We start from the raw sequence: 19648 nt of genomic DNA, 5'->3' as shown, positions 1-19648 counted from the left end.
ACAAAAATTTTATTTTTGTCATAATTTTGAAATTTGTCTTATAAATTTTCTACTTCGAAAAACAATTCCAGAATATTCATCAATAAAACGATCCATTATCTTAATAAAATCCGGATAATAAGCCTCATCTATTTTTAGGTTATCTATATGCTGAATATCTATTTTGTGTAAATGTCTAAATTGTTTAAGTTGGTCCTTATTCAAACGATAATCATAAGGGCTAAGACAATGACTACATACAAAACCACCACCTTGAAAACTAATACCCGCTATATGATCAGTGCGACCACATTGACTACAAGCATCTACCATAAGCGGTGATCCTATTTGCTTTAATACGAAGACATTATAAAGCAAATAAATAAGTTGTGGCACATAACCTTGCTCTAATAAATCTAATGATTGTTTTAGATAATTAAAGATATTGGCATCCGGTAAATTATCCGACTCATTACGAATAATAAATTCAACAAAATAACTTGCATATGCCTCTAAAAATAAATCTTCTTTAATATAACGATAAAAACATTGAGATGACGCTTTTACTAAAGTTGAAAGACCTACCCTAGGAATAAAAGTAATTTCGGAATAAGTAAGTGGCATCAATGCTGATGCATTTTTACTTTTAATTTTCTTTACTCCCCTAGCAATTAAAGTCATTTTCCCATATTCTTTAAAATATACCGTAACTAAAGCATCACTTTCTTTATAAGGCTTACTCGTTAAAACAATTCCTTTAGCTACAACTTCTTCTTTTTTAATAGTCATCTTCGTTATAACCGAATTCTTTTAAATATTTTTGTTTATTACGCCAATCACGCTCAACTTTAACAAATAATTCTAAATGAACTGTTGTTTGTAAAAAGCGTTTCATTTCTCTTTGAGCGTTAACTCTTATCTTCTTAATCATTGACCCCTGTTTTCCTACAATGATCCCTTTTTGACTATTGCGATCCACGACAATAGTAGCAATGACTTCTACACTACCATCTTCTAATTCTTTCATTCTTTCTACCACAATCGCTACGCTATGAGGCACTTCATCACGTGTAAAATATAAAATCTTCTCACGAATAAATTCAGCTAAAACAAATCTTTCAGGATGATCCGTCATTTGATCACTTGGATAATACATCATTCCTTCATGTAACTCATTTTTTACCAAATTAAGCATTGTATCAACATTATTATTATCTTTGGCACTTATGGGAATTATTTCTTTAAAGTCAAATAAACTCTTCCATTCATTCAATTTATTCGCTAATTCTTCTTTACTTACCAAATCACATTTATTGAGTACTAAGAATACAGGTCCATCTGCTTCCTTTAATCTTTCAATAATAAAACGATCACCACGTCCTATTGTTTCATTAGCCGGAGCAATAAATAAAACAAGATCTACACCAAAAATACTATTTAGTGCTGTTGTATTCATAAAGTTACCTAATTTATCTTGTGGCTTATGAATGCCAGGTGTATCCATAAAAATAATCTGAGCTTCCTTGTCAGTATAAATACCTTGGATAGTATTTCTTGTGGTTTGCGCTACATCTGACATAATAGCTAACTTTGTTTTCAAAATCGTATTCAATAGTGTAGATTTTCCAACATTAGGACGACCTACTATACTTACAAATCCTGATTTAAACATGTATTCACCACCTTATTTTCTTTCAATTGATAATGCATTCAAAATATCTTTTTGTTTTTGAATCATTTCCTTTTCATCATCTGGTTCCATATGATCAAATCCTAACAAATGTAATAAACCATGAGTAAATAAAAAACACATTTCTCGATAAACACTATGTCCATATTCTTCAGCCTGCATTTTTGCATGATCAACTGAAATAAAAATATCGCCTAATTCTCTTGGCATTCCTGGTACATAAAATTGTTCATTATCCTCTAATGCAAAAGAAATAACATCAGTTGCACGATCAATATGTCGATATTCTTTATTAATTTCATGAATACGCTGATCATCAACAAAGATAACCGATAACTCAATATCTTCTTTAATATCTAATTGTTTAATCGCTTCATCAACAATATTTTTATAAACATCTTGATAAGTTCCATCAAAAGTTGGTACTTCATTAATTACCATTAAATCTACTTCCATATTTATCCTCATTTCCTATGTTCTACGTCAATTATAACACAGTCATAATTGTTGTTCATCAACTTTATGCGATGATCCACAATAATCACAATCATCTTTTGATTTGTCAAATAATCTAGTAATAATTGAATTCTATCATAGTCAACATGGCTAAAAGCTTCATCTAAAATCAAGACATCAGGTTTTGAAAGCAAAGCTCTTATTATCATAACTAACTGTCTTTGCCCCGAAGATAAAAAACCTCCTTGATAATCCACCACTTGTTCTAGGCAGGAAATAAGACTATCTAAACAAAAATATGTTAATAACTCAAACATTTTAGCTTTATCATATTGATCAAGCAATAAATTATATTGAAGCGTATCTTGATAAAAATGGGGCGTTTTATCAAGGTATTTTAAACATTTATAAAAACTTCTTTTATCAAGATCAGCTAAATCATACCCATTTATTTTTATTGTTCCCCTAACTGGTTGCAATTGTCCACTGATTATTTTTAATAGTGTTGATTTTCCAGCACCCGTACTACCTTGAATAACTAATGAATGATCTATATGTAAATTATATTTATCAAATAAAGGTTGACTATATCCATAACTAAAAGTTAAACAATCTATCTGTATTTCTTTTATATGACGAATCTTTCTTTTCTTTGATTGAATCCTAGGTATCATTTCTTTATATTTTTCAAAAATAATTTTAATTTCTTCAAATTCAACAATCAAAGAAACAATATCCATCATCGGATTGAGTAAATAAGAAATAAGCATATAAACAAACATCATTTCTCCAACGCTGAAAATATGTTTTTTTAATAAATTTGTTCCTAAAACCATTACAACCATAATCATCAGTTGCATCCATATTTCTAAATATATATGATATTGATTTATCTTTCGATCTTTGTCTATTTGCGATAAAAGATAAGATTGTTGAAAATGATGCGTTTTATTCTTCATCATTTTCTTCATAGAAAATTGAGCTGTATTAAAAAAATTATGATAATATTCTAATAATTGTTGTTGTCTTTGTTCTTTTTTTGACATAATTTGCTTATCATATTGATTAAGTTGACGAGCAATGTAATAAAAAAGTACAAAGTACCCTACCATGAAAATGAATATTACAACAAATAACGATTGATGTAGAAACATAACTAAAAACAATAAAGAAATAACCATTAAAACATCAATAAATAAAACTCGATACAATTCAATAAAAAATTGACTGAGTTTTTCTAAATACTGTACCTGAGTTATAAACTGTCCTTCTTGATACATATAAAATTGATCAACATCTATATACACAAGATTCTTTAAAGTACGAATTAAATAATATTGATCTAATTTGTTCTTTAATTCAATTGTTTCTTTTTGTTGATAAAAAAACAATAATTGCTTGACTAAAAACACAACAAAAACGCCAATTGAAAAAATAATAATGAAAAGAAATGATTTTTTAACAAAATAATCAATAAGTAAACGATAATAATAAGATAATAATAACATCATGCCAGTAATACAAAATGATTTTACACTCAAAGATATAATACTAGAATAATGATGTTTTAAATGAGATAATATAAAATTCTTAAACGTTTCTGTTTTACATTTTAAAGGTGATCGTCCCACATGATAAATATCAATCATAACCCCAGTAAATTGTTCATGGAGTTGTTCGTAAGACATTTTAATTAACCCATCTCCAGGGTCCCCTATTAAAAAATAGCGATCATTTACCTGATATAAAACAACATAATGATATAAATTATCACGATATAAATGCAAAATAACAGGCTGATGTACCTCATGAAATAAATCCTTAAATTCAATTTTATACGCTTTAGCATCAATATGATAACTTTTTAAACATTCAATCATACCATATACCGTAACTCCTTGATGCGTTAAACGACATTTTCTTTTAATATTGATGATTTCATCATCAAAATGAAAATAATTTAAAATCATTTTAATACAATAAACACCACAACTTGTCTCATCATCTTGTTTAAAAATTGGATATTTTGACATATATAATACCTCCTAATATTATATATGTTTTTTTTTATGATTTTTCTTTTAAAAAAAGTAAAACCTTTCGGTTTTACTCATAAATTTTACAAATTGCTTGATCTAAAATATCAATCATATGATCAACATCTGATTCTTCTATAATAAATGGTGGTAACATTCTTAACACATTGGCACCAGCATTAATAACTATAAGCCCTTGATCTAAACATTCTTGAAGTAATGGTTTTACTGGTTGATCAAATTCAAGACCAATCATTAATCCAAGACCTCTTCTTTCTAAAATACAAGAATGTTTTTCTTTTAAATCATCAAGTTTTTCAATAACATATTCTGAAATATCTCTTACGTGTTGTAACATATCTTTTTCTTTTAATAAAGTAAACACAGTTTTACATGCACAACCAGCCATAGGATTACCACCATATGTACTTCCGTGATCTCCAGGTTCCATTGCTTTAGCAAATTTATCATTAGCTACAAAAGCCCCCATCGGAAAACCAGCACCAATTCCTTTAGCAAGACATACAATATCAGGTAAAATATCATATTGGAAATAAGTCATGATCGTTCCGGTACGTCCCATACCACATTGAACCTCATCTAAAATCAAAGCAATATCGTGCTGATCACATAAATCTCTAAGTCCTGTTAAAAATTCTTTTGTACAAACATGAACACCACCCTCACCTTGAACTGGTTCAACAATGATAGCAGCTGTTTTATCATTAATTAATTCTTTAACACTTTGCAAATCGTTAAATGTTGCATATTTAACGCCATTCATTAAAGGACCAAATGCTTCTTGATAATGTGGATTTCCTGTTAATGTAACAGAACCTGTTGTTCTTCCATGAAAAGAACTCATAAAAGAAATAATCTCACTATCTGCTTTTTTATGTTTTAGATAATAATACTTACGTGCTAGTTTTAAAGCTCCTTCAGTAGCCTCAGCACCAGAATTAGTAAAGAAAACTTGTGATAAATGTGTCGCTTGTGTAACGAGTTCAGCTGCTTCAATTGTTTCTACTGTATTAAAATAATTAGAAACGTGCATTAAACGATGTAATTGATTTTGTAAAGCTTCTACATATTCAAGATAAGCTGTTCCAAATGAGTTAACCCCTATTCCCGAATAAAAATCTAAATATTCTTTATTATTAACATCATACAAATGAACTCCTTGTCCATGATCAAAAGTAATATCAAAACGACCATAAGCGTGTAAAAGGGCATCTTGTGCTCTATCATAATATTGACTCATTATTATTCCCCCAAATCTAAAAATGTCGCAATTTTATAATATAAATCAACTGCTTTAATTAATATTTTTTCATTAAATTGAAAAGAAGCAGTATGTAATCCAGAATTAAACTCATGAGTTCTTGTCCCAAGATAAAAGAACACACCAGGCACTACTTTTTGATAATGCGAAAAATCTTCAGCAAGCATAACCGGTTCTTCTAACTCAATGTAATCATTTCCTGCTAATGTTTTTACCTGATTATACAAATAAGCATCATTTAATACAGGTGGATTAAAAGGATGGCACATAAAATCTATTTTACATCCATAGGATTCTTCACATCCTTTATTAAATCCTTCCATTGCTTTTACAATTCGATCAAAAACAGCTTCACTGTAGGTTCTTACTGTACCATTAAATACAGTTTGACTACCTACAATATTACGCACTGTTCCACCTTGAATATAACCAATATTTAACACAGCCGGTTCCATCGGTGATACCATTCTTGAAATAATACTTTGATAATTACTAATCAATTGACTCGCAATAACAATCGAATCAATACCTTCATGATATTTCCCAGCGTGAGCACTTTTTCCATGAACAGTCACATCCAATTCACCACTTTCTGCCATTAAAGGACCTTTACGACAAGCAATCATTCCCTCCTCTACATCTGGGAACATATGCATTCCAAAAATAGCTTTTATACAGTATTTTTCAAAAATACCTGTTTCAATCACTTTTTTAGCCCCATCGCATACTTCTTCACCAGGTTGAAAAATTAAAACAATATTATATGGATAATCATTGTTTTCTTTTAATTTTTTGGCTAGTCCTAACAAAGCTGCCATATGTCCATCATGACCACATGCATGCATATATCCATCATGATGACTTGCAAATGCACAATGTGTTTCTTCTTTGATTTTTAATCCATCGATATCACTTCTAAAAGCAATAGATGCGTTTTTTCCATAATCTAAGAATATACATAATCCGGTTTCCAAAATATATTCTGGGTGATATCCCATTTCTTTTAATTCATGCTCTAAATAATGAACTGTCTTTTTTTCATGAAAACCAATTTCTGGAATCTGATGCAATTCTTTACGCCAACGACAAACTGACTCTTCAAGTGTTTCCATATCATCACCTAAATTTTACGTAAATCATCCATTAACTGAGTTTTACCTTCAGTTTTTTCATCTTTTTGTTCTTTTACAATTCTTGCTGGATTTCCCACAACAACAGCTCCTGCTGGAACATCCTGAGTAACAATACTTCCAGCACCAACAACAGCGCCTTTACCAATATGCACCCCTTCAATAACAACAGCATTAGCTCCGATTAATACATCATCTTCTAATACAACTGGTGAAGCACTAGGTGGTTCAATAACTCCTGCTAACACAGCACCTGCTCCAACGTGACAATGTTTTCCTACTTCAACACGTCCTCCTAAAACAGCACCCATATCAATCATCGTACCTTCGCCAATTTTAACACCAATATTAATGACAGCACCCATCATAATAACGGCATTATCACCAATAGATACATGTTCACGAATAAAGCATCCTGGTTCAATACGAGCATTGATATTTCTCATATCTAACAATGGAATTGCACTATTACGACGATCTTGTTCTAGATAAGAATCTTTGATTTTATCTTTATTTTCTTCCATATAGGCTTGAATTAAATCTAAGTCACCTATACATACTTTATTTGTGTCATCACCAAACATTTTAAATGTATCTACTTCAGGTAAATCATGACCTTTTAGATAAACTTTTACTGGTGTTTGTTTTTTAGCATCACCAATAAACTTAATAATTTCTTCTGCACTATTTAGCATTCTCATTCTCCTTAAATTTTAATTTTTCCTTCAAAAACAGTAGTAGCTGGTCCCGACATGAAAATATGTCCATCACGATATTCAATCTCTAAACAACCCCCTAAAAGTTCTACTGTTGCTTTAGATTGACAATAACCGTTTAAATAGCTTGCATACATGACAGCACACGCTCCTGTTCCACAAGCCATTGTTTCACCACTGCCTCTTTCCCAAACACGCATTTTTAAATAATGATCATTTACAACTTCAACAAATTCAGTGTTGACCGATTCAGGAAACATAGGATGATGTTCAAAAACTGGTCCCACTTTTTCTAAAGGTAAATGTGTAAGATCATCTACATACGTAATAACATGAGGATTTCCCATAGAAATAGCTGTAAGATGATATGTTTTTCCTTGAATATCAACAGGTTGATTAATCATTTTATCCTGATTAAACAAAACAGGTATTTCTTTACAAGTTGTAATTGGCTCTTGCATATCAACCTTTGCCCCGACAACTTGATTATCTTCAAAAATTAATTCTACTGTTCTTAATCCAGACTTTGTTTCAATCTGCAGATAAGTCTTTTCAGTTAAATGATGATCATAGCAGAATTTAGCAAAACAGCGAATTCCATTACCACACATCATTCCCTCACTACCATCAAGATTAAACATTCTCATTTTAAAATCATACTTATCAGATGGAAGAATAACAATCATTCCATCACTGCCTATTCCAAAATGACGATCTGAAATTTTTTTAATAAATTCTGGGTTCATAGGTACATCTTGATTGATACCATCAACATAAATATAATCATTACCTATCCCTTCCATTTTTGTAAAAGATAATTCCAACCTCATCCCTCCTCTATTATTTACAAAATTTTAACAAATCAATAACTTTTTTTCAATCCAAATATGAAGCAAATTAAAAAAAGAGGCTAAGCAGCCTCTAATTGTTCTTTATATTCTAAATATTCATCATATGATGATAAACGATCAATAATTCCTTCTTCATTAAATTCAATAATTCTATTTGCTACTGTTTGAACAAATTGGTGGTCATGACAAGTAAATAAAATATTTTCTTTAAATTGAATTAAACCTTGATTTAATGCTTGAATAGATTCTAAGTCCAAATGGTTTGTTGGTTCATCAAAAACCAAAACATTGGCATCTTCCATCATCATTTTAGCAAGCATACATCTTACTTTTTCTCCTCCAGATAAAACAGATGCTTTTTTTAATGCTTCTTCACCAGAGAATAAAACTCTTCCAAGCCATCCTCTTAAATCTTGTTCATAAACATTACCATCTGTAAATTGTCTTAACCAATCTACTAATGATAAATCACAATCATTGAAATATTTTGAATTATCTTTAGGAAAATATGATTGTGATGTTGTTACACCCCATTTAAATTCACCTTCATAATCATCATCTTCACCCATAATAATTTTAAAGAAGGCTTCTGTTGCTTTATCATCACCTACAAAAGCCACTTTATCTTTTGGCATAATTGAAAAAGATACATGATTTAATAATGGTTTTCCATCAACAACTTTAGTTAAATTTTCTACATTTAAAACGATATTTCCTACTTCTCTTGCTGGTTTAAAGCCAATAAAAGGATATCTTCTAAGAGATGGCTTAACATCTACCATTTCTAAATTATCTAATAATTTTTTTCTCGATGTAGCTTGCTTTGCTTTAGAAGCATTAGCGCTAAAACGAGCAATAAACTCTTCTAATTCTTTTTTCTTTGCTTCTGCCTTTTTATTAGCATCTTTGGCTTGTTGAATTTGCATTTGACTATATTCATACCAAAAATCATAATTTCCTACATATAATTGAATTTTACTATAGTCAATATCTGCAATATGGGTACACACTTTATTTAGAAAATGACGGTCATGGCTTACCACAATAACCGTATTTTTAAAGTTAAGTAAAAAGTTTTCTAACCAAGTAATACTTTTTAAATCTAAGTGGTTTGTTGGTTCATCTAATAATAAAATATCAGGATCACCGAACAATGCTTGAGCTAATAAAACTTTTACTTTTTGATTACCGTCTAAATCTTTCATATATAAATCATGATATTGTGAAGTAATTCCTAAACCATTAAGCATTGTTTCAGCATCTGCTTCTGCATTCCATCCGTCCATATCAGCAAATTCGCCTTCTAATTCACCTAAACGAATTCCATCTTCATCATTAAAATCTGGTTTAGCATATAGTTTTTCTTTTTCTTGCATAATTTCATATAAACGTTTATTACCCATTATAACCGTTTCTACTACTTTATTATCATCAAAAGCAAAATGATCCTGTTTTAAAACAGAAAGTCTTTTATTTGGTTCAATGACAACTTCCCCTTTATTAGATTCAATTTCACCAGATAAAATTTTTAAAAAAGTAGATTTACCAGCACCATTAGCACCAATAATTCCATAACAATTTCCTTCAGTAAATTTAACCGAAACATTTTCAAATAATGCACGATCACCATATCGTAAAGAAACATTTTGTGTTGATATCATCAATACTTTCTCCTTTCAACCATTGAATGATTATGTCATAAATATCATAAACATACAATATTTATAGTATAAAAAAATCCTGAATAATCAGGATTTGATTTCTAATGGCAGGGGTAGTAGGAGTCGAACCCACATCAACGGTTTTGGAGACCGGTATTCTACCATTGAACTATACCCCTATTTTTTGGTGACTCGTACGGGATTCGAACCCGTGAATGCATGCGTGAAAGGCATGTGAGTTAACCGTTTCTCCAACGAGCCAAATCCAATGCCTAATCAATATAACATGCTTTTTCATTATAAGCAAGTCTTTTCTTCAATTTTTATAGGTATAAAACCTAAAATATTACAAAAATATAACATATTCTAATTTTGAAGGAGGAAAAATATGAATTGCTTAGAATTAACAATTTCATCAATTAAAATACAATGTTTTGAAAATATTTATCCATCAAATATTGCATTTTGTCGAGGAACTATCTTTAAAGATTTAGATAAACCTTGGGGGTCATGTCATGAATGAGATGCTTTTAGAAATTAGTAAATTAGATTTTTGTGTCAATGACGTTTGTTTATTTTTAGATACTCACCCTTGTGATCAAGAAGCCATGCGCTATTATCAAGAAGCCTGCTGTCGTCTTCAAAGATTAAAACAAGCCTTTATTCAACGTGGTGGTGCACTAACAAATCGTCAATGTGCCAATCTCAACCAATATATTAATGAACCATTTCCATGGGATGGAGGGGAAAACACATGTGGTGCTATGAAAAACGATTGCAATTTCCAATAAATATCACCGAACCAGATTTACCTACCGCAAAAATTGTTATTTCACAATTAGGTGGACCGAATGGAGAATTAGGTGCTGCTTTACGTTATTTATGTCAAAGATTTACCATGCCTTTCCCTAATATCCAAGCGTTATTGACAGATATAGGAACAGAAGAACTAGCACACGTTGAAATGATTAGTACTCTTTTTTATCAATTAACCAAGGGAGCTTGTCCTAAAGATATTAAAGAAAGTGGTTTAGATGCCTATTTTACAGATCATACTCTAGGAATTTATCCTGTTAATAGTGCTGGTGTTCCATTTAGTAGCGCAACTTTCCAATCCGTTGGTGATCCAATTGCTGATTTAACAGAAGATATGGCAGCTGAGCAAAAAGCCAGAGTCACTTATGATAATATTTTGACATTAAGTCAAAACGAAGAAGTCAATAAAGTCATTACTTTCTTAAGACAACGAGAAATTGTCCATTATCAAAGATTTGCAGAAGCACTTGAATACGTTAAATGTCACTTAGATTCTAGTAATTATTACGCTTTTAATCCCGCATTTCAGCCCCAATGTAAAAAGACTTGCCAATAACGCAAGTCTTTTATTCACATAACGCACAAGTTATTCACTTTTTTGTGAATAACTTTTATGCAAAGGTATTGTAATCACAATAATAAATAGATCATTAACATCTTTTTTATAAAATGTTCCCTTTTGCATCTTGACCATCTTTTCGACACCTTTTAGTCCAATTCCATTGCTTTCTACTTTATCAAGTTTTTGATTAATTGTATTAGTAAAACACATTTTATATGACTCTTTTTCAACGAATGTTTGTACTATAATGTCTTGCCATGGATCACAGTATTTTTGAATATTAGAAAAAATATTATTTAAAATTCTTTGTATCAACATAGTATTACCATAAATAAAATGTTCTTTATCCCATAAACATTCATTTACATGTAAATCCAATTCTCTTAAATACTGAATATGATCTTGAATCATCATTTGAATGCTTTCAGTAGACAATGGCTCTAACTTGATTTGATCTTCAGTTGAAAAAACCAGCGTATATTCAAACATTTTATTTGATAAATCACTAATTTCTTCTACTTTATTTAAGCATCGTTGTAAATATTCTTTACGTTTCTCTTCGCTTTCTTTTTCTAGTTGAACAATTTCTAAATATCCTTTTAAAGTAGTAAGAGGCGTCCTTAAATCGTGTGATAAAGAACTAATTAATTCCCGATTTGCTTTTTTAGCTACTTGTTCATTTTCTTGACTGAGTAAAAAAGCTTTCCTCATTGTATTTAATTCTTGTGCTAGTAACCCTATTTCATCTAAATCATCTATGCTCACTTCATGTTGCCAATCTCCCTGAGCCAAACAAAAAACATCTTTTTGTAGATTTTGGATAGCATTCATTCTTTTCTTGATAAATTCTTGAAAAAACATGAAATAAAAGGAAAAAGAAATAAATAATATAACAATTAAATAAGGAATAAAATATTCCATTAAGGGAAAAGATGTAATGATAAGAGTAGCATGTTGCTCTTTTAATGATAAAGCATAAGTATAGTATAAAGGCGTATCCATAATATCCTCTTGATCATGATCACCAACAATAGAATTTTGTTTTAATAAAGGTGCTGTTTTACCTGTAAAGTATACTCCATCTTGATCATAAATATAAACCATAGCGTGATGTGGTACATATTTTTTTATAACTTGTTGAATTTGATTTTTATTGTCTTTGGTAAAATCAATTTCTCTTACTTCTTCCATTATATGATGAGCACAATCATCATAGTTTTCACTTTGATAAAATGTATCCATTACAAATTCAAACACAGATGAGCGATGATAATAAAGAAAAGCAAAAGAACCAAAAACAAAACACGTTGAAATCAAAAATGTCATCGCCATTTTAGACGATAAAGAATAATATGTTTTTAATTGAAGATGATTTCTAATAAATAAGTATAACTTCGAATGATGTATATATTTATTAAATAAAACAATCAAAAAAATACTCACTAAAAAATCAAAAATACGATAATAAAAATAATAATGTTCAAACAATGGCATCCATTCAACAAAACTATGCTTCTCTATACTAATTATTATTTTATATTTTTGAATATGTTTTGATGGAACCTGTCCATTAAACGATATCCATGAATCTTTAACGTTTCCTGATTTATCTACATCACGCCATACTAGCTGATAACTTCCTTTTGTAATTAAGGCATTTAAATCTATAGACTTTTGCGTAAGTGTCAATTTCTCTTGTTTAGCTTTTTTTAAATATTTTTTTATCTTTTTTATTTCATCTTTATTTAACGTATCACTATACCCATATGTATCATGAATAAAATCATAGACATACAATCTTAAAGAATAAATGGAAAAGAAACATAAACAAAACAATAAAAAAGATAAATAAAAACATCTTATTTTCTTAATCAAAACAATAACCCTTTCCCCATACTGTCTTTATATAACAAGGATTAGCAGGATCTTTTTCTATTTTCTTTCTTAAATTGCGAATATGTACCATAATCGTATTATTAGCAGAGTAATAATAAGGTTCATGCCAGACTTTTTCATAAAGATCTTCTGCAGAAAAAATCTGCTTTGGATTATTCATCAACAACGATAAAATATTCATTTCAATATCTGTAAGTTCTATTTTTTTACCTCTTATCTCTACTTGTCCATGCCGGCAATCTAAAACCAAGTCTTTTCGTTGTAGTAATTTTTCTTCAACTATTTCATGATTTTTTCCTTGATAAACTCGATATCTTCTTAATATTGCTTTAACTCTTGCTATAAGTTCACTATAAGAAAAAGGTTTTGCTAAATAATCATCACCACCACTAGAAAAACCTAATGTTTTATCACAATCCATCCCTTTTGCTGTTAAAAAGAAAATAGGCACATTACTTTTTCCCCTTAATTTCATACAAGTTTGATAACCATTTAAGTACGGCATCATAATATCAAGAATAACCAAATCAATATTTTCATCAAACAATTCTATAACTTCTTGACCATCCTTGGCTTCGATTACTTCATACCCTTCACCTGACAATAATATCTTTAATATTTCTCTAATTTCTCCATTATCATCTGCCACTAAGATACGCTCTTTCAATATGAATTCCCCCTTTTTATCATTATATCACGGCCATTACCATTTTGAATAAGCCACCCAATTTTCATAAGGAAGCATATGACCTAAATGATCCATTACTTTTTTCTGTGATGGATAACATTGAATCATTGTTTTCTTTTTACCATACAATTTTAAAGCTACTGGTTTTCTAATGAGTAATTTTCTTTTATTCTTCTTCGCTACATAACGTCCAAAATAAATTAATTGTTGCGTTTTATTTTCCCGTTCCATGACTTTAGTCACCATTTTAGATACCATTTTATGATGAATATGTCCATACTCCCCGTCTGGATTATGACTCACAACCTGTTTCCAATTTTGACTATCTATATACTGTTTAATAGATTGATTAATCTTTGAATAACATTTTTTCCAATTATCTCTTTTCCCTTTTGTTTTATCTGGATAATTCAAAATAACCCCTTGGACCTTTGCTTTTTTCATTGCTTCTAAAAACTCTTTTTTTCTTTTTTTATTATTCCCATTTGTTATGCATAATACTGTATACTTTCCTTCTAACAAATGACTACCACCCCATATCGTTTCATCATCCGGGTGAGCAACAATCATTAAAGATTTTTCCTCACTTGCTTGAACAGGCAAAGGAATAAGTGAAATAACTATCATTATTATTAATATTAATTTTATTTTCATTATAGATTCTCCTTCCAATTGATAGCATACCAATTACTTCTTAAATTACGTCTTAGAATTTTCTTAAGAATTCTTAAATAGTTTAGAAAAAATTAATATTTATTTAAACCAATATTTAAGAATTCAATGCCATACTAGAAGCATGAAAAAAAATGATATAAAAAACTTAATACTTTTATTTTTAATTCCAATTTTATTAGCGTTAATTCTATCACATGGAAAAATATACGGATCATCAATAGATTGGTTGTCACAACATATTACAGTTCCTGAATATTTAAGAGAACTATTTTATACAAACCATCAACTGATTCCAGATTTTTTACCCCATTTACAAGGAGGTTCTAATACATTTGCTTATTCTTACTATGGGTTATTAAGACCAGATATTCTCATTTCTTATCTGTTTAAAAATATCCCTGTTTATTATTTTATTATTGGTTATGCATTATTACTTTGGTCATTAACTGGTATGCTTTGTTATATTTGGTTAAGAAATAAATGTTTCTCTCGTTCACTTTGTTTATTTGTAAGTATTTTATGTACTTTTGCATTATGCTTTTTCCATACCCATCGCCAAATCATATTTGTTAATATCTTACCATTTTTATTTTTAATGTATCTCGTTATTGATTTAAAAAAATACTATTGGATTCCTCTTATTGTTTTTAATATGTTAATACATAGTTATTTTTATAGCATTGGTGCCCTCATCATGAGTTTGATCTATTTTTTCTATTTAAAGCCAAACAAAAAAGAATGCCTTCAATTTTGTCTTTGGAATTTACTTGGCATCTTGTTAGCCTCATTTTTATGGCTGCCTACTGGTCTTTATATTTTAGAAAACAAAAGACAAACATCTGCAATTTCATTTACTCAACTATTTATTCCTCAGTTTTATCCAAAAGGATTACTCTATAGTCATTATGGTTGTGGATTAACGGCTATAACTTGGATTGCTTTGGGGCAAGGAACAAAAATTAAAAAAATAAAATACTTATCTTACTTGCTTATTTGCTTTTTTATCTTCCCTATATTCAGCTATATCCTTAACGGTACACTGTATGCTCGTTTTAAGATTCTTATATTATGTTTACCACTTATTTTATATATTCTTTGCTCGTGGCTTAATGAAAAGCAAATAGCATGGTTACCTCTTGTTCTTAGTTTACTTTGTCTACTACCGAAAGTGGCTTTTATTGATGGTATAATGTGTACTTTACTGATCTATCTGTATTTCCATCATCACCCAAAATTACTAACTATTTATCTTTTAATTCCCATCAGTATTTTTATCAGTTCCAATACATCTTATTTATCCTTTCAACAATATCATCGTGTTTTCAACAAGAATAAACAACTCCTTGTTTCAAGAAACAATTTAAATAATCGAACACTAGACTTAGATGATGTTTATCAGACAAGTAATCGCATTTATCATTTAAACGAATATAAAACATCTTCTTATACTTCAACAAGTAATTCACTTTATAATTATTTTTTCTACGATATCATTAAAAATCCAATATCCCAAACAAATAGAACTGTTAACGCCGATAGTCCCAACATCTTTTTTGAAAAAATGATGTCCATTCAAAATATTATTTCTAAAGAAAAAGATTACCCTGGCTATCATATAAAAGATCAACAAGGATTCTACTACTTATTAGAAAATAAACACGTCTTTCCTTTAGCTTATGGTACAAGTGATTTAATAAGTGAAAAAAACTTTAATAAACTACATTATCCCTATACACTAGATACATTATTTAACCGTACTGTTGTAAGCAAAGCTCAAGATAACACTTATACAAGTCAAATCAAAAAAGAATCATTAACACCTCAATTCATCCATCAATCAAAATCTCTTACTATAAATAAAAAGAAAAATACATATCATATCTTTTCTTCTAAAAAAAGTTCTTGTCTAATGAAACTAAACAAAAATATTAATTCATATCTTTTGGTAGACTTTGACGTCATCAATCATACTAACAAAAAAGTCAAAATAAAAATAGATCAACTTACGAATACCTTATCTAAAAAGAATTTTATTTACTATAACAATAACACTCATTTTACCTATATATTATCATCAAAAAATCTCAACACATTAAAAATGACTTTTTCAAAAGGAAATTATGAAATAAAAAATATACATTTCTATTCTTTAAATAAAAACGCTTTACAGAATCGTCTTTCTACTCTAACACCATTAAATCAAAAAAAGACGCAAGATCATGAAATTTTAAAAGGTACGATCAATCATGATCAAGATGGTTATTTTGTCACCTCATTACCTTATCAAAAAGGATACACCATTATCATTGATGGTAAAAAAGTAACACCAGAAATAGTAAACAAAGCTTTTTTAGGATGTCCTATCAGTAAAGGAAAACATAAAATTACTATTGAATTTAAAGCACCAGGTAAACAACTGGGGCTTACGCTAACAATTATTTCATCATTAATTTGGGGGTATTTATTATGGAAAAAAAGAAGATTATAGAATTTATTTATTATGGAATAATCGGTATTTGTACAACGATTGTTAATTACTTAATCTATTGGTTATGTCTGTATATTCATTGGCATTGGTTTTTCGCCAATACAATAGCATGGTGTGGCGCTGTTATTTTTGCTTATATCAGCAATCGCAAATTCGTCTTCCATTCACATAATTGTATAAAAAATGAACTCTGGACATTTTTACAATTAAGATTTGTTACCTTAATTATTGAAAATGTATCATTAGCCTTATTTATTGATTTATTAAGCATACCTAACATGATATCTAAAATCATTGTCAGTATTGTTACTGTTATAAGTAATTATTGGTTATGTAAAACACATATTTTTACCCAAAAGGAGGGAATTATTTATGAATAAAATCAGTGTCATTGTTCCTTGTTTTAACGAGGAAGAAGTATTACCTTTATTTTATCAACAAGTCAAACAAACATTAGAAAGAATAAAAAATATTACCTATGAGATCTTATTTATTGATGATGGTTCAAGTGATCATACCAAAGATTTTTTAAGAATTCTTTGTAATCAAGATCAGCATTGTGAATTCGTTTCATTTTCTAGAAACTTTGGTAAAGAAGCCGCTATGTTTGCAGGATTAAAAAAAGCTAATGGTGACTATGTTGTCATCATGGATGCTGATTTACAACATCCTCCCTACTTACTAAAAGAAATGTATCACGCTGTCAATCAGGAAGGTTATGATTGTTGCGCCGGAAAAAGAGTTGATCGCACTGGTGAAGGTAAACTTCGTAATTTTTTATCACATAGTTTTTATAAAATCATGCAAAAAATATGTAAAATGGATATGTCAGATGGCGCTGGAGATTTTAGAATGATGTCAAGACAAATGGTCAATGCCATTTTAGAACTTAAGGAATATAATCGTTATATGAAAGGTCTATTTTCTTTTGTTGGCTTTGATACTAAATGGATTGAATATCATAATGTAGCAAGAGCTGCTGGTCATTCCAAATGGAACTTTAGACAACTCTTTTCTTATGCACTAGAAGGTATGTTTTCTTTTTCAACTGCACCTGTTGTATGGATTGGAAATATTGGTTGTATGATTATGATAATTTCTATTGTTATTATATTATTTGGGTTAGTCTTCCATACTTCACAATTTTTTAAACTTGTATGTCTCATTTTATTTCTAAGTGGTCTACAAATGTTATTTGTTGCAATTATTGGACAGTATACAACCAAGGACTATTTAGAAAGTAAACAACGTCCTATTTATATTGTGAAAGAAACAAGCAAAAATTTAACTCAATAAAATATACATCTCATATGTATATTTTTTTTATTTTAATTAAGAATAATAATGGTGATTATATGAATACGATTTGGTATCAACCATACAAAACATATCCTACTCTAAAAAACAATCTCACTACTGATATTTTAATTATCGGTGGTGGTTTAACCGGCATTCTTACTGCTTACTTTCTAAAAGATACAAATAAAAAAATAACGATTGTTGAAGCAAGGCATATCGGTCAAGGAAGTACAGGTCACGCTACAGCTAAAGTAACAAGTCAACATGGTTTAATCTATCATAAACTTAGCAAAAAGAAAGCTCAATTATATTATCAAGCTATGCAATATTCTCTTAATCAATATATAGACTTAAGCAAAAAATATGATTTTGATTTAGAAATAAAAGATCACTATATTTTTAGTAAAAATATTTCTGAACTTGAAGCTGAGATAAATGCATACAAAAAATTAAAAATTCCTTATTTATTTAAAAAATATCAAAATAATTATATGATTGGTTTCAAAAATCAATTACAAATCAATCCCTTAAAATTAATTCACTGTCTAGCACAAAATCTCAATATATATGAAAATACACGCATCATCAAAATAGAAAACCATAGTGCCTATACACATCAATACAAAATTAAAGCAAATATGATCATCGTAGCCACTCACTATCCAATTTTGAAAATAAAAGGCCTATATCCCTTAAAATTATATCAACAAAAAAGTGCTATTATTGCATATAAAAACATTAAACCTCTAGACAACATGTATCTTGAGGCATATGGTCCCTTTCCTTAAGAAGTTATGGTGACTATACACTTGTAGTAAGTCCATCTAAAAGAACTGGATGTACAAAAAATCTTTATCAGGAAATTGAACAATTTGTAGCAACACATTTTCCTCAAGCAATAGAAGTAAAAAGATGGATTAATCAAGATTGTATGTCACTTGATCAAATCCCTTATATTGGTAAATACAGCATTTTATCGCACAATCTATATGTTGCTACAGGATATAACGAATGGGGCTTTACTTCTTCAATGCTTGCAGCCAAAATTATATCAGATATGATTTAAACCATATCGTCCATATCCTCTCATCCCCGTTTTTAAACAAATGGGTATTGTCCTTTATCATTTTCTCTTTACTAAAGGAAAAAGATGTCCTCATCTAGGATGTCATTTAAAAAAAAATAGGTCAACACTACGAATGTCCCTGTCATGGATCATCATTTAAAGATACGGGAGCCATCATAAATAATCCATCTATCAAAGATCTACATTCCTAAAAAGAATAAGATCTTTTTTATTTATATAAAAAATATAAATATTTTTGAAATTTTACTTGATTTATATATATAAATCCGTATAATAGATAAGGCAACAGCGGGAAGTAGCACAGCTTGGTAGTGCACCTGGTTTGGGACCAGGGGG

At 29.4% G+C, this 19648-nt stretch carries 21 protein-coding genes and 2 tRNA genes; 9 read left to right on the top strand and 14 right to left on the bottom strand.

Features of this window, described 5'->3' with window-relative positions:
• Positions 1-18 precede the first annotated feature (18 nt).
• The 11 genes from recO to DWZ53_RS04345 form a co-directional block, all read right to left on the bottom strand.
• Positions 19-768, bottom strand: a complete 750-nt coding sequence (recO, locus tag DWZ53_RS04395; RefSeq protein ID WP_118432372.1) for a DNA repair protein RecO — start codon at positions 766-768, stop codon at positions 19-21.
• Positions 758-1651, bottom strand: a complete 894-nt coding sequence (gene era / locus DWZ53_RS04390; RefSeq protein WP_118432370.1) for a GTPase Era — start codon at positions 1649-1651, stop codon at positions 758-760. Before era ends, recO begins: the two co-directional genes overlap by 11 nt.
• A gap of 12 nt (positions 1652-1663) precedes the next feature.
• Complete coding sequence (gene ybeY / locus DWZ53_RS04385; RefSeq protein WP_118432368.1) at positions 1664-2125, bottom strand: rRNA maturation RNase YbeY; 462 nt, start codon at positions 2123-2125, stop codon at positions 1664-1666.
• An 8-nt stretch (positions 2126-2133) separates the two neighbouring features.
• Positions 2134-4158, bottom strand: a complete 2025-nt coding sequence (locus DWZ53_RS04380; protein ID WP_118432367.1) for a cysteine peptidase family C39 domain-containing protein — start codon at positions 4156-4158, stop codon at positions 2134-2136.
• Between the two features lie 73 nt (positions 4159-4231).
• Positions 4232-5422 (bottom strand): aspartate aminotransferase family protein, encoded by a 1191-nt coding sequence (locus DWZ53_RS04375; RefSeq protein ID WP_118432365.1) that lies wholly within the window; start codon positions 5420-5422, stop codon positions 4232-4234.
• A gap of 2 nt (positions 5423-5424) precedes the next feature.
• Positions 5425-6555: a M20 family metallopeptidase gene (locus tag DWZ53_RS04370; RefSeq protein ID WP_118432363.1), complete on the bottom strand. Its 1131-nt coding sequence runs from the start codon at positions 6553-6555 to the stop codon at positions 5425-5427.
• An 8-nt stretch (positions 6556-6563) separates the two neighbouring features.
• Positions 6564-7268, bottom strand: coding sequence for a 2,3,4,5-tetrahydropyridine-2,6-dicarboxylate N-acetyltransferase (gene dapD / locus DWZ53_RS04365; protein ID WP_118432361.1), 705 nt, complete (start codon positions 7266-7268; stop codon positions 6564-6566).
• A gap of 11 nt (positions 7269-7279) precedes the next feature.
• A complete protein-coding gene (gene dapF / locus DWZ53_RS04360; RefSeq protein WP_118432359.1) occupies positions 7280-8119 on the bottom strand; it encodes a diaminopimelate epimerase in 840 nt (279 codons plus the stop codon).
• 80 nt (positions 8120-8199) lie between these two features.
• Positions 8200-9801, bottom strand: coding sequence for an ABC-F family ATP-binding cassette domain-containing protein (locus DWZ53_RS04355; protein ID WP_118432357.1), 1602 nt, complete (start codon positions 9799-9801; stop codon positions 8200-8202).
• 105 nt (positions 9802-9906) lie between these two features.
• Positions 9907-9980: transfer RNA gene (locus DWZ53_RS04350), tRNA-Trp, on the bottom strand.
• Positions 9981-9986: 6 nt separating this feature from the next.
• Positions 9987-10062: transfer RNA gene (locus tag DWZ53_RS04345), tRNA-Glu, on the bottom strand.
• Positions 10063-10189: 127 nt separating this feature from the next.
• Between DWZ53_RS04345 and DWZ53_RS04340 the strand changes: the two genes are divergently transcribed.
• From DWZ53_RS04340 to DWZ53_RS04330, 3 genes are read left to right on the top strand one after another with little or no spacing between them, the layout of a single operon-like run.
• Positions 10190-10324, top strand: a complete 135-nt coding sequence (locus DWZ53_RS04340; RefSeq protein ID WP_118432355.1) for a spore coat associated protein CotJA — start codon at positions 10190-10192, stop codon at positions 10322-10324.
• On the top strand, positions 10317-10592 hold the full coding sequence (locus DWZ53_RS04335; protein ID WP_118432353.1) for a spore coat protein CotJB: 276 nt from the start codon (positions 10317-10319) through the stop codon (positions 10590-10592). Before DWZ53_RS04340 ends, DWZ53_RS04335 begins: the two co-directional genes overlap by 8 nt.
• Entirely contained in the window at positions 10556-11173 is a 618-nt protein-coding gene (locus tag DWZ53_RS04330; RefSeq protein WP_118432351.1) for a manganese catalase family protein, read from the top strand. The genes DWZ53_RS04335 and DWZ53_RS04330 overlap by 37 nt, the downstream gene beginning before the upstream one ends.
• A 30-nt stretch (positions 11174-11203) precedes the next feature.
• Here DWZ53_RS04330 and DWZ53_RS04325 read toward each other — a convergent pair whose 3' ends face one another.
• From DWZ53_RS04325 to DWZ53_RS04315, 3 genes are read right to left on the bottom strand one after another with little or no spacing between them, the layout of a single operon-like run.
• Positions 11204-13054, bottom strand: coding sequence for a HAMP domain-containing sensor histidine kinase (locus DWZ53_RS04325; RefSeq protein WP_118432349.1), 1851 nt, complete (start codon positions 13052-13054; stop codon positions 11204-11206).
• The gene (locus DWZ53_RS04320; protein WP_118432347.1) at positions 13047-13742 is read right to left on the bottom strand and encodes a response regulator transcription factor; all 696 of its coding nucleotides are present in this window, start codon (positions 13740-13742) and stop codon (positions 13047-13049) included. Before DWZ53_RS04320 ends, DWZ53_RS04325 begins: the two co-directional genes overlap by 8 nt.
• Before the next feature lie 36 nt (positions 13743-13778).
• Entirely contained in the window at positions 13779-14417 is a 639-nt protein-coding gene (locus DWZ53_RS04315) for a PIG-L family deacetylase (RefSeq protein ID WP_118432345.1), read from the bottom strand.
• A gap of 142 nt (positions 14418-14559) precedes the next feature.
• On the opposite strand from DWZ53_RS04315, the gene DWZ53_RS04310 reads away from it, so the two are divergent.
• From DWZ53_RS04310 to DWZ53_RS11495, 6 genes are all read left to right on the top strand, one after another.
• Positions 14560-16926, top strand: coding sequence for a YfhO family protein (locus tag DWZ53_RS04310; protein ID WP_118432343.1), 2367 nt, complete (start codon positions 14560-14562; stop codon positions 16924-16926).
• On the top strand, positions 16905-17306 hold the full coding sequence (locus DWZ53_RS04305) for a GtrA family protein (protein ID WP_233541834.1): 402 nt from the start codon (positions 16905-16907) through the stop codon (positions 17304-17306). The genes DWZ53_RS04310 and DWZ53_RS04305 overlap by 22 nt, the downstream gene beginning before the upstream one ends.
• Positions 17299-18222, top strand: coding sequence for a glycosyltransferase family 2 protein (locus DWZ53_RS04300; protein ID WP_118432341.1), 924 nt, complete (start codon positions 17299-17301; stop codon positions 18220-18222). The genes DWZ53_RS04305 and DWZ53_RS04300 overlap by 8 nt, the downstream gene beginning before the upstream one ends.
• 59 nt (positions 18223-18281) lie before the next feature.
• A complete protein-coding gene (locus DWZ53_RS04295; protein ID WP_158568179.1) occupies positions 18282-19013 on the top strand; it encodes an FAD-binding oxidoreductase in 732 nt (243 codons plus the stop codon).
• Positions 18995-19291, top strand: a complete 297-nt coding sequence (locus DWZ53_RS11500) for an FAD-dependent oxidoreductase (protein WP_118432337.1) — start codon at positions 18995-18997, stop codon at positions 19289-19291. The genes DWZ53_RS04295 and DWZ53_RS11500 overlap by 19 nt, the downstream gene beginning before the upstream one ends.
• A 116-nt stretch (positions 19292-19407) precedes the next feature.
• A complete protein-coding gene (locus tag DWZ53_RS11495) occupies positions 19408-19503 on the top strand; it encodes a Rieske 2Fe-2S domain-containing protein (protein ID WP_118432478.1) in 96 nt (31 codons plus the stop codon).
• The last annotated feature ends 145 nt before the right edge of the window (positions 19504-19648 follow it).

The organism is Coprobacillus sp. AF33-1AC (genome assembly GCF_003475785.1).
Classification (GTDB): domain Bacteria; phylum Bacillota_I; class Bacilli_A; order Erysipelotrichales; family Coprobacillaceae; genus Faecalibacillus.
This window is presented reverse-complemented; position numbering and strand designations above follow the sequence as displayed.

Excerpts from the sequence above, each read along its gene's own strand:
- DWZ53_RS04380 (WP_118432367.1), bottom strand. The coding sequence starts at position 4,158 with ATGTCAAAATATCCAATTTTTAAACAAGATGATGAGACAAGTTGTGGT.
- DWZ53_RS04295 (WP_158568179.1), top strand. The coding sequence starts at position 18,282 with ATGAATACGATTTGGTATCAACCATACAAAACATATCCTACTCTAAAA.
- DWZ53_RS04340 (WP_118432355.1), top strand. The coding sequence starts at position 10,190 with ATGAATTGCTTAGAATTAACAATTTCATCAATTAAAATACAATGTTTT.
- DWZ53_RS04310 (WP_118432343.1), top strand. The coding sequence starts at position 14,560 with ATGAAAAAAAATGATATAAAAAACTTAATACTTTTATTTTTAATTCCA.
- ybeY (WP_118432368.1), bottom strand. The coding sequence starts at position 2,125 with ATGGAAGTAGATTTAATGGTAATTAATGAAGTACCAACTTTTGATGGA.
- dapD (WP_118432361.1), bottom strand. The coding sequence starts at position 7,268 with ATGCTAAATAGTGCAGAAGAAATTATTAAGTTTATTGGTGATGCTAAA.
- DWZ53_RS04375 (WP_118432365.1), bottom strand. The coding sequence starts at position 5,422 with ATGAGTCAATATTATGATAGAGCACAAGATGCCCTTTTACACGCTTAT.
- DWZ53_RS04355 (WP_118432357.1), bottom strand. The coding sequence starts at position 9,801 with ATGATATCAACACAAAATGTTTCTTTACGATATGGTGATCGTGCATTA.
- dapF (WP_118432359.1), bottom strand. The coding sequence starts at position 8,119 with ATGAGGTTGGAATTATCTTTTACAAAAATGGAAGGGATAGGTAATGAT.
- DWZ53_RS04300 (WP_118432341.1), top strand. The coding sequence starts at position 17,299 with ATGAATAAAATCAGTGTCATTGTTCCTTGTTTTAACGAGGAAGAAGTA.
- DWZ53_RS04335 (WP_118432353.1), top strand. The coding sequence starts at position 10,317 with ATGAATGAGATGCTTTTAGAAATTAGTAAATTAGATTTTTGTGTCAAT.
- DWZ53_RS04305 (WP_233541834.1), top strand. The coding sequence starts at position 16,905 with ATGGAAAAAAAGAAGATTATAGAATTTATTTATTATGGAATAATCGGT.
- DWZ53_RS04370 (WP_118432363.1), bottom strand. The coding sequence starts at position 6,555 with ATGGAAACACTTGAAGAGTCAGTTTGTCGTTGGCGTAAAGAATTGCAT.
- DWZ53_RS04315 (WP_118432345.1), bottom strand. The coding sequence starts at position 14,417 with ATGAAAATAAAATTAATATTAATAATAATGATAGTTATTTCACTTATT.
- era (WP_118432370.1), bottom strand. The coding sequence starts at position 1,651 with ATGTTTAAATCAGGATTTGTAAGTATAGTAGGTCGTCCTAATGTTGGA.
- DWZ53_RS04330 (WP_118432351.1), top strand. The coding sequence starts at position 10,556 with ATGTGGTGCTATGAAAAACGATTGCAATTTCCAATAAATATCACCGAA.
- recO (WP_118432372.1), bottom strand. The coding sequence starts at position 768 with ATGACTATTAAAAAAGAAGAAGTTGTAGCTAAAGGAATTGTTTTAACG.